11 protein-coding genes are annotated in these 15,057 nt (G+C 58.0%); 1 reads left to right on the forward strand and 10 read right to left on the reverse strand.

The window, feature by feature from the left end; all coding sequences use genetic code 11:
• Positions 1-153: 153 nt before the first annotated feature.
• From WCA10_RS19345 to WCA10_RS19365, 5 genes are all read right to left on the reverse strand, one after another.
• Entirely contained in the window at positions 154-816 is a 663-nt protein-coding gene (locus WCA10_RS19345) for an energy transducer TonB (RefSeq protein ID WP_472824160.1), read from the reverse strand.
• Between the two features lie 210 nt (positions 817-1,026).
• The gene (gene secF / locus WCA10_RS19350) at positions 1,027-2,031 is read right to left on the reverse strand and encodes a protein translocase subunit SecF (protein WP_472824161.1); all 1,005 of its coding nucleotides are present in this window, start codon (positions 2,029-2,031) and stop codon (positions 1,027-1,029) included.
• 98 nt (positions 2,032-2,129) lie between these two features.
• Complete coding sequence (gene secD, locus WCA10_RS19355) at positions 2,130-3,758, reverse strand: protein translocase subunit SecD (protein ID WP_472824162.1); 1,629 nt, start codon at positions 3,756-3,758, stop codon at positions 2,130-2,132.
• Between the two features lie 113 nt (positions 3,759-3,871).
• Positions 3,872-4,198: a preprotein translocase subunit YajC gene (yajC, locus tag WCA10_RS19360; RefSeq protein WP_472824163.1), complete on the reverse strand. Its 327-nt coding sequence runs from the start codon at positions 4,196-4,198 to the stop codon at positions 3,872-3,874.
• A gap of 655 nt (positions 4,199-4,853) precedes the next feature.
• Positions 4,854-5,444, reverse strand: coding sequence for an FmdE family protein (locus WCA10_RS19365; RefSeq protein ID WP_472824164.1), 591 nt, complete (start codon positions 5,442-5,444; stop codon positions 4,854-4,856).
• A gap of 241 nt (positions 5,445-5,685) precedes the next feature.
• Here WCA10_RS19365 and WCA10_RS19370 point away from each other — a divergent pair, with 241 nt between their 5' ends.
• The gene (locus WCA10_RS19370) at positions 5,686-6,213 is read left to right on the forward strand and encodes a hypothetical protein (RefSeq protein ID WP_472824165.1); all 528 of its coding nucleotides are present in this window, start codon (positions 5,686-5,688) and stop codon (positions 6,211-6,213) included.
• Positions 6,214-6,924: 711 nt separating this feature from the next.
• Here the strand turns inward: WCA10_RS19370 and WCA10_RS19375 are convergent.
• The 5 genes from WCA10_RS19375 to WCA10_RS19395 form a co-directional block, all read right to left on the reverse strand.
• Positions 6,925-7,692, reverse strand: coding sequence for a hypothetical protein (locus tag WCA10_RS19375; protein WP_472824166.1), 768 nt, complete (start codon positions 7,690-7,692; stop codon positions 6,925-6,927).
• Between the two features lie 15 nt (positions 7,693-7,707).
• The gene (gatA, locus tag WCA10_RS19380; protein WP_472824167.1) at positions 7,708-9,159 is read right to left on the reverse strand and encodes an Asp-tRNA(Asn)/Glu-tRNA(Gln) amidotransferase subunit GatA; all 1,452 of its coding nucleotides are present in this window, start codon (positions 9,157-9,159) and stop codon (positions 7,708-7,710) included.
• 36 nt (positions 9,160-9,195) lie between these two features.
• On the reverse strand, positions 9,196-9,507 hold the full coding sequence (gene gatC / locus WCA10_RS19385; protein ID WP_472824168.1) for an Asp-tRNA(Asn)/Glu-tRNA(Gln) amidotransferase subunit GatC: 312 nt from the start codon (positions 9,505-9,507) through the stop codon (positions 9,196-9,198).
• A gap of 152 nt (positions 9,508-9,659) precedes the next feature.
• Complete coding sequence (locus WCA10_RS19390; protein ID WP_472824169.1) at positions 9,660-14,354, reverse strand: choice-of-anchor D domain-containing protein; 4,695 nt, start codon at positions 14,352-14,354, stop codon at positions 9,660-9,662.
• A 220-nt stretch (positions 14,355-14,574) separates the two neighbouring features.
• Positions 14,575-14,748 carry a hypothetical protein gene (locus WCA10_RS19395; protein ID WP_472824170.1) on the reverse strand — a complete coding sequence of 58 codons (174 nt, stop codon included), beginning with the start codon at positions 14,746-14,748 and terminating at the stop codon, positions 14,575-14,577.
• Positions 14,749-15,057 lie beyond the last annotated feature (309 nt).

Genomic DNA, 15,057 nt, shown 5'->3' on the forward strand with positions numbered 1-15,057 from the left:
GCAGGAGATCGAACTTGGCGCCCACCGGACAGAGTGTTGTTGCCTCGGGATGCATCATCCCCGGTTTTGCGATTTGGAATGCGGCTCGATCACGATTCGCATTCGGGTCAAAAACAAGGCTCTTTCTCCTGGGAGAAAGAGCCGAAGATTAAACTAGCCTCCGAGCGTAAAGATCACGTTCACCGTGGTCTCTACTTCGACGGGCTCGTTGTTGAGCAGGTAGGGCCGGTAACGCCAGGTCTTGACCGCATCAAGTGCAGCTTGCTGCAACATGGCAGGGCCGCTGACCACGTGAAGGTCCTGGATGGTCCCCTGTTTCGAAATTTTCGCCTGGATCACGACCGTCCCGGAAACGCGAGCCGCTTTGGCGATTGGCGGATATGTCGGCGTGGTTTTCTGGATCAGCATGCCTTGCGCGACACCGGCGGAAATATTGATCTTCTTCGGCGGAGCGGCCTGCACCTTGGGACCCGAACCGGAACCGAACACACTGCCCATCACGCCGCCTGCACTGCCGCCTCCCAAGTCGGAGCCGGCCACGCCAAACGAACTTGGCGGCGCTTCCTTCTCGGCGACCTGCTTGATGGTATTGGGAATCTTCCTCGGCGCAACAAGCTGGTTGTTCATCATCTCGGACTGAACATGCACCACTTTGATGACCTCGGCCGGCGGTGGCGGTGGTGGTGGAGGTGGTGGCGGTGGCGGGGCCACGAGCAGAGTCTGCATCATCGCTTTGGGCAACGCTTCTGGGTAGATCAGCGGGATAAGAATCAGTGTGATCAAGATCGTCGCATTGATGATGCCGGTGAAGATCATCCAACGACCGCTCTTGCTCTTTATTCTTCCGCCTGATTCAAATGTGGAATCTTCAAACATGGCCAGCCTCGAATCGGGGGTATCGTTTACCTCTGTTTAGACACCGCGGGATGTTCAAATGTTCCCGCGCTCTAAAACGCTCACAAAAAGCGTGCTTCACCTATATCAGAACTACCCACCACATGCAAAGGTTGCGGCAAAACAAGTGCACTACGATGCCTTGGACCCAGACCGCTTGGCGGCCGGCAGGACCGCGGCTTTGCCGCTTCCGGCGCGATACTGCTGCCAGGCAACCAACATCGGCGCGGCGATCGCGATCGATGAATAGGTTCCGATCAGGATACCGACCACCAGGGCAAACGAAAATCCGCGCAAAACGGGGCCGCCGTACACAAACAGAGACAGCACCGTAAGAAACGTGAGGCCTGAGGTCAGAACCGTCCGGCTCAGCGTCTGATTGATGCTCCGGTTGACCACGTCAGGAAGCGATTCTCGCCGGCTCAGCCTCAGATTCTCACGGATGCGGTCGAAGACGACGATGGTGTCGTTCATGGAATAGCCGACCAGCGTCAAAATCGCGGCAATGACGGTGAGACTGATTTCCATTCCCTTGAAACCAAACGAGTCAAGCAACGAAAAGGCGCCCACCGTAATCAGGGTGTCATGGAAACAGGCCACGACCGCGGCAACGCCGTAGATGAGCTGGAACCGGAACCAGAGATAAACGAGCATGCCCAATAGCGAATACAGCGTGGCCAGCGTCGCCTGTTTTTCAAGCTGCTTGCCGACCGTCGGGCCCACCACTGTCACATTGCGGACATCGAATGCGCTATCGCCGAATTTAGCGCTAAGAGCGTTCTTAATCTGCTCCCGCCCTGTATCGAGAGACGACTCGACATGCTGCTCCGGAAGGCTGATGAGGACTTCATGATGACTGGGAAGATCGTAGTTGACGATGCTCACATCGCGAATCCCGGCAGTCGCAGTGGCCTGGCGAATCCGTTCGATATCCGGCGCTTGCTTGAACTGGACCTCAACCTGGGTCCCGCCGCGGAAGTCGACGCCCAAGGGCACGGGGCTGCGCACCCCACCCACGGGATGCGCCCAGTGAAAGGCCATCGAAATAATGCCTGAGACACTGAAGACTAATGAAAAGGCCAGGAAGTACCACTTCTTTCCCAACCAATCGACGCTAACGCTACGAAAGAATTCCACTGGTTCTCTGCCTTCCTAATATGGCGAACAAGCCTTCAAATCCCTCAGCTCTCGTCGCCGTTGTCCCTTGTTACCTTTGTTCCTTGTTCCCTGCCCGGCTAGATCGAAACAACCTCTCCCGCTTTCAGATTGTTGACGTGGGTATCGAAAATTACCCGCGATACATAAACCGCCGTGAACAGGTTGGCCGCGAGACCGAAGGTCAAGGTGACCGCAAATCCCTTCACCGGTCCGCTGCCAAACAGGAACAAAATCGCCGCCGACACGATCGTAGTCACGTGCGTATCAAGAATCGTTGTCCACGCATGCGCAAAACCCTGATCGACAGCCGCCGACGGAGCCTTGCCCGCACGCATCTCTTCACGAATGCGTTCAAAAATCAGCACGTTGGAATCGACGCCCATACCAATAGTCAGAATCACTCCGGCTATGCCCGGCAGCGTAAGCGTCGCGCCCGAAAAGCCCATGAATCCCAGCAGAATCACCAGGTTCAGGAACAGCGCCAGGTCGGCATTGATGCCCGAGCCCCGGTAATAGATCAGCATGAAGACCATGACCAGCAGTACGCCCACCACCGCGGCGGTAACGCCCTGCTTGATCGAGTCCGCGCCGAGCGATGCGCCGACCGTGCGGTCTTCTAAATAGTTGATGGATGCCGGCAGCGCGCCGGTGCGCAGCATCTTGGAGAGGATCGTAACCTCATCCGTAGAAAAGCTGCCTCGGATTTCACCCGAATCGCGAATCGCGCTTTCAATGTTGGCCACTTCCTTCACGCGGCCGCCGAGAACCACAGCCATGCTGTGGCCGACGTTGGCGCTGGTGTAGTCCCAGAACTTGTCGCCCGCTTCGTTGGTGAGCGTGAAGTGAACGGTCCTCTGTCCCGTGTTGGAATCGGTCCCAGGATCAGCGGAACGAAAATCAGTGCCGGAAACGATTGCAATCCGCTGCAGGACATACACACTGTCCGCATCCGAACCGGTAGCCATCGAGCCGGATCCATGGAGCATCTCGTCATCGGACGGAAGTGCTCCGCCTACGCTGGCCAGTGCAGCCTGCTCATCGGGATACGGTCCGCCCACGACCGCGTGAATCTCGAGACGCGCCGTCGAAGTGATTATGCTTCTTACCCGGTCAATATCCGAGATACCCGGCAACTCCACCAATATCTGGTTGTCGCCCAACCCGTACTGCTGAATGATCGGCTCGTTCACGCCAAGCGAGTCCACCCGGTCCCGGATCACTTCGATCGTGTTCTGCACGGTCTTGTCATCGAGGGCCTTCTCGATGTTCGGCTTCATCGTAACGTTCAGGCTGTTGTCGCTCCCACCGCTGATGTCGTACTCGTTGGAGTACTTGCTGTCGATGAGCGATTGAACAGCGCTCGATTGAGTCGGATTGATCCCTTCAATCCGGATCGACTGCGGATTATTGACGGGATCCGGCTTTGAAACCTGCGAAACCGTCAGCTTCGCCGTCTTCAGATCCTGTTCAATCCGCGCCAGCGTATTGTCGGTCTCGGTGCCCACCGCCTCTTTCACCTTGACCTGCAGAATGAGGTGAACGCCGCCCTGAAGGTCCAGTCCGAGATGGATGTGCTGCGTAAGCTGGCTCAGTAGCGGTTGGCCGCCGCCAAGCTGCGGCGGATCGAATCCAAAGAATGCCCCGTACAGGAAAACAACCAGCACTCCAATGATGATCAAAAGCTTCTGTTTGAGATTTTTCTTCATTGTTCCAATTCTCTAATTCGAATCGTTGTCGATTTTACGACTTCCATTGACCGAATTCCGCCCTGGGACCCTATCAGGACGCGCCACACCCAACCGGGCGCACCGCCCTGCACTCAAGACCCCGAATCTTCCTGCGTGGTGACAGAAGCGATCGCGCTCTTCGCCACTTCCATTTTGATGTTGTCGGGCGCCACGCGAATGATGATGACATCGTCCTTGATTGACATGATGATCCCGCGAATGCCGCCCGAAGTCGTCACCCTGTCTCCCGTCTTGATGCTACCGAGCATCTGCTGCCACTGCTTCTGGCGCTTCTGCTGCGGCCGAATCATGACGAAGTACATGACGGGGATCAACAACAACAGCGGAAGCATCGTGATGCCGCTCCCAGCTCCGGTGGACGCAGCCACCAACAATGCAAAACTCGTCGTCACACTCATCCTTTACTCACCCCGGCGGCTTAGTACGCCGCTCAGGGCGCAGGCGCCTCCCGCCTGGGCGGGAACCTGCAAAAGAGTTTGTCTCCGGGAATCTTCCTGGCCTCCAGTGTTTCCGGCGCAGGCTGTGGAACATGAAATCGCTGATTTTGACCGGCGACAATCACTCTAACCCCTCGCCAGATTCAAACCAGTGACTCAGCTCACTTTATGTTTCCTGTTCGACACGGTCTTTCCAAAAAAGCCAACAGGAAAATACGCCTCGCCTAACAGCGCACACTCCAGCCTGACTTCAAAAGAGAAGGCCTGTCTAAGATAAGAAATGCGCAGCCGCAGCCATGTCAAGGAGATCCCTACAGAAGCGCCAGAGCCAGCGCGCACCAACATGCGCCCGCGCGGTGTTCTGTCTGCGAAGTTCTTTATAAACACCTTATCGTTTGATTTCTCCGCTTGATGTTCTAAGGGGTTTCTGAAGAAGAACGATTGCTGTGGCCCGAGTGATTCGCTTCCTTCCTCTTCATTGGAGTTGTCATTTTGAGTGAACGGTGCCCCAAATTGAGTGAACGGTGCCCCAAACGCTTTTCAGTTTGGGGGTGGTGAGCGAAGAACCTGCTTTCGGCCTTTCTGGACTATAAGAAAGACCCGAAACTCATCCCCTCTACTCCGGCTTCCAGTAGCAAAGCTCAGGGTGCGCGCAACTGACGCAAAGCTTCTCTCCTCCGACCTCCTCAAAGCGCCCGAAATTGATCCCCTCGCCGCAGCTCGCGCATAGCACCCGGTCTACCTTGGTGCCAGGCAACTCAGAGGAAGCTACCTTCACCCGAACCCTTTGCACTCTGAAAAGCTGGTCGTCGCCGAGTTCCCGATAAGCCAGCATCTGCTGCTTTTGCTTGTTCTCAATCTCGGGATGAAGCTCCATGGCAAGCGCGCGTGAGTTCTCGAGCGCGACGACGCGAAGCCCACTTCCGGTCGATAGATCGACAAACGTCGCGGCCATCTTTCCCCAGTCGCGGAATTTGAGGGTGCGCTTGCCCAGCCGGCAGCCCGTCACCAGGCCGATTGCATCGGTGGCGCAGCGGTCGATCTCCACATAAACGACCAGCCGTTTCCGGTCGCTCCCCAATGGATCTTCGATACCCAGGCCCCGCAGACCAAGCAGCGCCATCCGCGTACCCAGTATCTGCCCCGCGCACAAGTGCCCGTGCGCAATTTCTGCTCGCTGCAACAGTGTCTCAATCGATTCCAGCATCTCTCCAGCTTGACTCAACCCTCGGGAGCACGCAAGTCGGCGCAACTGTGGTTTTGCTTCCGGTCGTAAAAGGTTGGGCCACGATATGCCCTGGGAAGCAAGTGATCGCTGCCTTATGTGGATCCGACCGCGGAAAACGGCCGTCTCCTACGATGAGGACAACTGTTCTCGATCTCATTCCATCGCACCGTAGGAGTGGTATGCTCTGACGCGTCGTTTTCATACGAACGTGGTGGATGACGTGCGAAATGGCATCATCATACTTGCTATTGCAGGACTGGCGTTTCTTGGGGGGTGTGGCAACCAGGGAAACAAGGCTTCCGACGCTCCCGCTACGTCCAAATGGAAGGCTCCCTACCATATCGAATTTGACACGAAAGCGGTGAAGCCGAACCCGGCCGGTGTCACACTTCCGTCTATTATTTACACGGCGAATCCTAAGGCGCTCGAGAGAAGAGCTGTTCTCGTGGTGCGATTCGACGCTTCGGGAGTGAAGAATGACCAGCCGAGCAAGGACCGAGTGGTTATGGACCCGGCAGATATCCCTGGCACGGGGGGCACCCTTCCCGCAAACTATATGGATTTGGCAGATCAGCGACTGGGAAAACTACTCGCCGGTTACTGCATGCATGGGACCGTAAAGGTAACCGTGGCGCTTGTCAGGTCGTCGATCAAGCCCGATCCCACTGATGTTGAAATCAATGCGAAGCGCCTCTCAGACTGGTTGCCAACCGAGGTGGCGTTCAAAAACCCCCATCCGAAATGCTAGCTCTCCCCTGGCGCCTATCACCGGGCTGCGTCAAAATCGATTCTGGACGGACTCAATGCGGCCTGGCTGGATAGCGCGCGTTCATAAGCACAAAGCGTGGATGCGTCGGGCTTTGGCGGTCTTCAGATGATGACAGCCGTCGTGACCGTGGAACTGTGGGAATCCCGCAGGGATTTCCAAGGGGTGCGGGAAGGGTGGAAAGTCGGCATTTTGGCTTTCCATGCTTTCCACACCCCCGGTATTTCGATGGCTTGAAAATGGTGCCCCCCGGAATTCGCCCCGCCAATCGCTTCCCGCCCAGATAGGACCGACCGAAATTCCACAAAACATGAGACGTCAAGCCCTCTCACCGAAGATTCTTTCTAACTGCTTCATTTCAAAGCGCAAAAACTCCCCAGCGATTTGCAGGTAATTCTGCCCTTTCGTCGCACAATCAAGTTGTAGAGATGAAGGACGGCCCGCTCGATGATTACGCAGCGAGCACTGTTTTCCGTCCACTGTTGAGACAACCCTGGCGTAAGTCCTTTTGCATGAAATATTTGAAATCTAAGTCCAATGGGAAGAGGTACTTGGCGAAAGCCATCGCTGTAACTTAATGAAAACAGCACATTTCCCGCCAAATATGGGGGGGGACACCCCCCTGCACCGGTTTCAGTGCAAAGGGTTCTAGCTCATGCGCAGAGGACGCGTAAGCCAATGATTGCCGGATGGTTATTCCTTGGTCCCTGTTCCCTTCGTCCCTGCTCCCTTGGTCCCTGTTCCTTGTTCCCTGCTCCCAGGCTGGTCTTCGGAGTCTTCCACGAGGACAGCGGAACCGGGAACAACATCAAAGCTGATCGCTTCCCTGCCGGCGGGGTGGAACGTAGCGCGCAACGGCTCGCGCTGCCACTCCGCAACGCCGCACGCCGGCTCCGGCCGGCTCGCGAGATCCAGCGCCGCCAGCTTCTTCGCCAGAACCGGCTTGCGGGCTGCCACCTGCGCCACGACGGCATAAAGGCTCTTTCCGCTCGCCGTAACGCCGCAATAAGCACCATAGTCGCGGAACCAGACCACCTGGCTGACCCCCGGATCGTAGTCCGGCAGCTTCAGCGGGGCGATGTGGCCCGTAACGCGATCGATCAGCAGCCACGGACCGCGCTGCCATACCCAGTGCTTCTCGGGACTTCCCGGCTTCTCCCCAGGCAGCTCGTCGTTGATGCGGATGACGCGGCGCACCACAAAGCTGCGATCGGTAATATCGTGCGTCTCGCCCGAGGTCCATTCCTTCAGCAGGCCGTCGACGACGAGAGGCCGGATTTTGAGTACATCGTCGCCAGGTGCGGCCCCGGCTGGGTCGCCGGTCTTCGAATACGGTACCCGCCGGACCGCGCCAAGAGCGACGACATGAGCCTTGCGAGGTGCAGCATTGATTGAACCCGAAAAAACTGCGAGAAACGCAAATACTGCAATCATTCCACCAAACGTCTTACCCAGTTGCATGCTGATTCCTGCTTCCTAAATCTGTGCCGCCTCCACTGCGCGCGCGACACGGAACGCCGTGCCCTCCTGGAAATGCGCGGCAAGCACCTGCATTCCTACCGGCAAACCTGCCTTCGTTGCCCCACAGGGAACGTTCACGCCGCAGATGCCCGCGAGGCTCGCTGTAACGGTATAGATATCGGCCAGGTACATGGCAAGGGGATCGTCTGCCTTTTCACCAATCTTGAACGCCGGCGTCGGCGCGGTCGGTGTCACGATTGCGTCCACATCGGCGAAGGCGCGGAGGAACTCTTCGGCCAGAAGCCGGCGCACCTTCTGCGCCTTGAGGTAGTAGGCGTCGTAATACCCTGCCGAGAGTGCATAGGTTCCGAGCATGATCCGGCGCTTGACCTCGGCGCCGAAGCCCTCATCGCGCGAGTGGCTGTACATGTCAGACAGAGTCGCCGACGAAGACGAGCGATACCCATAGCGCACGCCGTCGAACCGCGCGAGGTTGGCACTCGCTTCCGCGGTGGCGACGACATAATACGTCGGAATCGCGTAGCGCGTATGCGGCAGCGAGATCGGCTTGATCGTACAGCCAGCCGCCTTCAGGGCCTCGATACCGCTCTCGATGCGCTCCCTCACCTCCGGGTCGAGGCCTTCCGCGAAGTATTCTGCAGGCACGCCGATGCGCAGGCCTTCCGCGCCCTCGTCGCTTTCGGCAGCGTAATCGGCAACAGGAGCCGGGGAACTGGTGGCATCGCAGGGATCGTGTCCGGCAATGACGCCGAGCAGCGTGGCCGCGTCGCGGACGTTTCCCGCGAAGGGGCCGATGCGGTCGAGAGACGATGCAAACGCGATGAGCCCATAGCGGGAGACTCGTCCGTAGGTCGGCAGGACGCCCACGACTCCACAGAAGCTTGCCGGCTGGCGGATGGAACCGCCAGTATCGGTGCCCAGGCTCGCGACCGCCATATTCGCCGCGACAGCCGCGGCAGAACCGCCGCTTGAGCCTCCCGGCACCCGCTCAGGGTCGACCGGATTGCGCACCGGCCCGTAGGCTGAGTTCTCATTCGAAGAACCCATGGCGAACTCGTCGCAATTGAGTTTTCCGAGAAGCACCGCGCCTGCGGCTTCAAGCCTCGCGACAGCAGTTGCGTCGTAGGGCGGATGATAGCCTTTCAGAATCCTGGAGCCCGCCGTCGCCGGCGCGCCGCGCATGACGAGCACGTCTTTGATACCGACGGGGACTCCCGCGAGCGGACCAAGTGGATCGCCCTTGGCCGCAGTCGCATCGACTTTCGCAGCTTGTTTGAGTGCGCGTTCTTTGGTCAGGCTGAGAAATACGTTAAGCCGCGGATTCAGCTGTTCGATGCGCGCGTAATACCTGTTGGCAAGATCCACGGCCTTCACGCGCCCGGACGCAATGCCCTGGCGCAGATCAGAAAGGGTCTTCGATGTTTCCACGTAGGTCTCAGTCGTCATGAAATCGCCTGGCAACGATGGGTTCCACCCTGCTCTCTATCTTTCAATCACCTTCGGCACTTTGAAAAAGATCCTATCGGTCTCTGGAGCCTCCGCCATCACTTCGACCCGATCGAGGGACGGCAGCACCGCATCCATGCGCAGGGAACCCTCGCCACCGGCGCCGTCGAGTTCGCTCACCTGAGCGAGAGGCGCAACGCAACTTGTGTCCAGCTCGCCAAGCTGCGCGACGTGGTCAAGAATCGCATTCAAATCCTTAAGCATGCTCCGGGATTCGTCCGGAGTCAGTTCAAGGTGGGCCAGTTCGGCCACACGATTCACGTCTTCGACGCTCACTTTGGCGGTCATTCTCGATTCATCCTTGAAACGGCGCTTGCATGCGAGTTCGATGGGCTCTTGTGCCACACCGGCGCATCCTGATCTGAAACTCAAGTATAGCGGCTCCTTTCTTCCGTTCTAATTGAGACTCATCGATCCGAACTTGACCGTTCACAGCGCGTTTAGTCCACGGTCAAGTTCAACGTGACCTTGTGTGACAGTCCGTTTGCAGTTGCTGTAACGACGACGGAATAGGTTCCGGGCGGGGTCGTGCCGCTCGTCGAATTCGGCGGCGCTCCGCCTCCGCCTCCCCCCGCTCCGCCGCAGCTTGCCAGCCAGAAAGAACTCAGAATGAGAATCGCAAAAAAGAACGTGCCTCGTTGCCGACGACCGATTGCGACTGGCAACATTAAGACGCTGAGACAGACAAACAAGCCGCCAAATGCGAATGGTCCTGAAGCGTTGCCGGTATTCTGCGCAGAAGTTGACGCGAGGCCCGTCGCAATTTTTACCGAGACGCTGCCCGTTGCGTTCGCGGTCACCACTTCGCTGGTTGGGTTGAAAGTGCACGAAGAGTTCGTTGGAAGCGAACTGCAACTGAAGGAAAAAGTTCCGCTGGAGCCGCCCAAGGTGGCAAGGTTGAGTGCGAAGCTCGCAGACTGGCCACTCGAAACCGTCTGGCTCGATTGCCCATTTGGCGACATGGAGAAATCGAATCCCATGCCGGAAAGAGGCCCTTTCGCGCTTGTTGCAAGCGAGGAACTCGCAACCGTGAGGTTGCCTGTCTGCTGGCCGGCAGATGCCGGAGCGAACATTACCTGCGCAGTACAACCGGCCCCAATCGCAAGTGAGGCTGTGCACGTTGTCGATCCCAGTTGAAAGCCGTTCGAAATCGAAATCGCTAACGCAGAGAGCGTTTCGGCACCGTTGTTCGTGAGGGTGACGGTTTGTGCCGCACTTGTGCTTCCGACTCCGGTTTGTGGAAACGTGAATGTTGCGGGCTGCATTTGAACCGAACCAGCCGCACCGCCGGTTCCGGAGAGGGCCGCGACCGCGGCGGTAACGAACGAAGAGGAACCGACGTTGAGAACGCCGGTGACCACTCCGTTGGCCGAGGGAGTGAAGATGATTCCAGACGTGCAGCTGCTGATCGACAACGTCAGCGGCGCACCCGCCTGCCCGATCGGCTGCGCGGGAAATGAGATTTGCATCGGGGTCACGCCGATGGCGGGCGGCAAAATCCCTGTGCCGGAGAGCGCGATTGTTTGGCTTCGAATCGCATCCGACACATTCAGGCTGCCGGAAATACTGCCAATCGAATTTGGAGCAAACACCACACTAATGGCACAACTGGCGTGGCTGGAAAGGGACGTTCCGCATGTGTTGAACTGCTGATAGCCAGCGCTGACGGTGACGCCAATGGAATTGAGAGGCAGGTCGCCGCTGTTGGTCACGGCAACGATCTGCGCGCTGGACTGCTCCCCGATTGCGGTTGGCGGAAAGATGAGAGATTGAGGAGAAAGCGCATCGGACGCTGGAGAGGCGCCCGTTCCATTGAGCACGACCGCCTGTGTTCCAGCGCCATCGGACAGCACAAGCGATCCGATGACAGCGCCGTTCTGTGTGGGCGTAAATGTAATGGACAGCGCGCAATCGCTGTTGGCGGCGAGCGAGGATCCGCAAGCATTCAAAGCAACATCAAACGGCGGGTTCACGGACACGCCCGTCAACGGGATAGCACTGCCGGCAGAGTTCTCAATTGTCACCGCTAACGCCGACGATGTCGTCCCCACCGGCACCTGGCCGAAACTGAGCAAGGCTGGTAATGCAGTCACCGGTCCCGCGCTCAATCCTGTACCGGAGAGCGGAATTGAAAGCTGGCCGCCCGTGGTATTTGTGTTGATCGTGAGTTCACTGGCGACGTTGCCGGCCTGGCCAGGCGTAAAGGTCACCTGAATAGCGCAGCTTCCGCCCGCGTTCACGGCGGCATTGACGCAATTGTCGGTCTCGCTGAAATTCGTGCTTGCGAGTATTGACGTAACGGCCAACGCGATTCCGCCGTTATTTGTAAGCGTGACGGTCTGCGCGCTACTTGATGTACCTAGCGTCTGAGATGCAAAGGTCAAGGAGGCTGGCTGTGCCGATGCCGTTGTAAGCTGCGTCCCGGAAGTCCACATCGGGATCTGCCAGATGCCACGCCCGTAGGTCCCCGCCACCAGCACGTTAGGCGATGTCGCCGCAGGCGCAGCGCTCAATTGCGTAACGGGTGCAAATGGAAGGCCGGTACCGAAGACCGACCAGCAGTTTGAGGGACCATTGGAGCAAGCTGCAATTTCCCGAGTTGCGTAGACTCCATCGTCGGTCGCAATATACGCGGTATTGGCATCCTGGGGATCAATCAAAACGGCGTTCGCCGGGGAGTGGGGCAAATTGGACGTGAGTTCGTTCCAGTGCGCACCCCCGTCGGTTGTGCGGTAGAGATTGCGAATTGAATGCAGCGGATCTTCCGCACCTTCAATCGTGATATAGATCGTCTCGCCGCTTGCGTCGTGGGGATCGATGAAGATGCTGGAAACATCGAGGCCGTAGTAGTTGAGCCGCGCCTGATCGTTCACGACCGGGTTCAGCGTAAGATCCTGCCATGCGGGCATTGTAGAGCCGGTCGGATTGTAGATTGCCTTGAGGATGTGTCCGGCGAGAACTGCTCCGCCATCCTGCGCACCGTACATTCCAACGTAGATCGCCTCGGTGCCATCGGAGAGCGGAAGCGCAGCAATGGAGCGGATCTGCGCATCGCCGCTGCAATATTTCAGGCCTGAGACGCCGTCGAGTATCGGACTGATGGCGTTTACACTCGCCCAATTGGAGCCGTCAGCCGGTCCGCGCCAAAGTCGGCATGTACCCACCAGCAATTGAGTTGTGTCGAGCGGATCGACGATGAACCGCGCAGGCGACGTCATGGTGTAACCGTCGCCGGCCACATCGGCATCATTGACGACGGGCGTCGAGCCGAATTCGCCGGGAGTGCAATCTCCGCTTTGGGAGCAGCGAAAAATGGAGATGCCGGCGCTGTTGTTGACGTACCAATTTGCCTGGTTCGCGGGGTCAATCGCGACCGGTCCGCCTTCGCCGCCGAGGACTTGCGGCCACGCCGAAGTGGGACCGGTTGAGCCTTTCACGCCTGCTGTGCCGTTCGCACCGAGGCCAGCGATCATTGTGTACGGCGAGTCGCCGACCTGAGACATACTTTCAACTTCGGAGAGTGATCCAAGGCCGGAGTTCAAATTTTGAAAATGAGAGGCATCGGCCGATGAGCAGGCGGAACCTGTCTCACCGACGCCGTCGATCGAGCGCCAGAGACCACTATCATTTCCGATGAATACTTCTTGCGGATTTGCCGGATTCCATGCAAGTGCGTGCTGATATGGGGCAACCTGCGCGCTCATGCAGGTAAACGCGTTGGTGGAGTTGCGCCAGGTACACCCCATGGCGAGGCTGCAACGCCAAAGATCGTTCGCACCGGCAAAAAGAAGTGTGTCCTGTTGGGCCGGCACGGCCGCCAGCACCAGGTTGTAATCGCCGTTCGCGATTGTTGCAGCTCCGAGGTTTGTGTTGGTTTCCAGTGGTACAGTGACCCAGCGCTGCGCAAAGGCAACCGTCTGGTTGCTGCACGTTCCTCCGGAGATAGAGCATGCATCCTGCCAGAGCCCCTGGTCCTGGTTATTGATGTCGACAGTCCAGGCAAATGTGTCGCCAGTGTTGGGATTCACAGCAAGTGCGCCGCGAAAAATGGGGCAGGCGATAGAACCGATGGTCCCGAGATTTGTGGGACACATCTTCACGGTGAGCCCGCTGCCGGGTTGTGCGGTCATACGAGTCCAGGTGATCCCGTCGTTCGACTGATAGTAGCCATGGAAGCGAACCACAGCGATAAAAATCTGCCGAATGGGATTCCAGACAACCGCTGTGGCCGAGTTTCCATTGGGACCTGCAAACTTATCAAGCGGGCCCTGCACATCCTGGCCGGGAGAGTCGGTGATGGTTGCAAGGCTCCATGTAGCGCCAGCGTCAGTTGAGTAGTACAGGCCCGCATAGCTGACCCCTGAGAGTTCCGCACCGACGAGGGTGCCCTCGTAGGCCTGAGACACGGCAGCGACGACGAGTTGCGGGTTCAATGTGCTCCACGCAAAGCCCGCAAAGCCCTCTCCCTGAAATGAAAGCTTCGCGTCGGCCGTGTGCGACATCAGGGTCCACGTGTTTCCCCCATCGGCGGATCGCAGCACTCCGGCGCCGTAATAGGAGTCGAGCGCATCGTTGGGGTCGCCGGTTCCAGCCAGGATTACGCCCGTGCCGCCGGGCTGGATTGAGACGGCTCCGATGCTGATGGAGGCGTAGCGAACGGCGTCGAAGCCCTCCGGCGTGTCAGTGAGCGGCGTGAAGGTGACCGAGCCCGCCGTTCCGGCGTTCTGCGAAAACCAGACTCCGCCGCCGGTGGTTCCGAGGATTACGCGGTTGCCAGTGGGATCGGACGGATCAATGGCGATGGAGGAGATGCGGCCAGTGACGAGGCCGTAGCTGGGAGTGATGACTCCCATCGGGCCGAGCGGCTGCCAAACAGCGGTCGAGGGGATGGTTGAAGTTGAGACTGCTGGCGCGGTCAGAGCTTTTCGCAATCGATCGGAGAGGGCGATGGATTGAGGTTTAGGATGGCCTCGCTGTGCGAGGAATCGCTGCGCCTGGGTTACGCGGGGCGGAGTTGCCGTTGTTCCATCAGCATGTGTCGATGCGGTGGCGGATTGACCTGGAGTTGTGCATCTGAATAGAGCGATCAGCGCAACGACGGACAGTCGCGACACGTTGACGCTAGACCACGTCAACGGCCACGAGATTCTTCTACTTGCTGAAATCGTCAGGCGCGTACAGGATCGGATTTCCGCCTCCCACACTGATCCTCCGAGGGAAGCTAAGCAAAATCCAATGAATTACCTAGCGCGGAACATCCAGATTCCGGGATTGAAATTGTGTTCCATTTTAGGACGAAGACTGCACTATCGAGATGTGATCGCTGCTACATCTCTTCGTGAAACAGGAGTGCGATTAGAGTAGCGAGTTTGCCTTTGCGCTTTTCTGACAGATGTAAGTGTTGGCGCGCTGCATCCAGTAGACGACGCACCTGCCGTCAGGGCGCGGAGGTCCGTTCCGCCGGACGAGGATGCGCGGGTTAGCGGCGAGCAGGGCGAGATCTTCCGGATGATTGGGAGTGTGTTCCATTCGCATCGTCCGCGCGAGCGGTGCTTTCATTGTCCACGGTATGGATCACAGGCGGGATTGGCGATGATTTTGGCTGCAAATTCCGGCGCGGATATTGGATGGGGTGAAAGCGGCTCCGGTGCTCGAATCGACAGGCAAGCTTATCTTTACTGATCAGTACCCTCCCCCCGTGCTTTGGACGGAAGTATTCATTTTAAAGGGTTTACGGGAATGATGTAGCTGCAGAGTCATCCTGCGATTGAAGTTAGCCACAGAGATACCTCAACAAAGGACCAACGAGCAACCTAAAATTTCTTGCTCCACAGTTTC

The sequence above is a fragment of the Occallatibacter sp. genome (assembly GCF_049582745.1).
Classification (GTDB): domain Bacteria; phylum Acidobacteriota; class Terriglobia; order Terriglobales; family Acidobacteriaceae; genus Telmatobacter.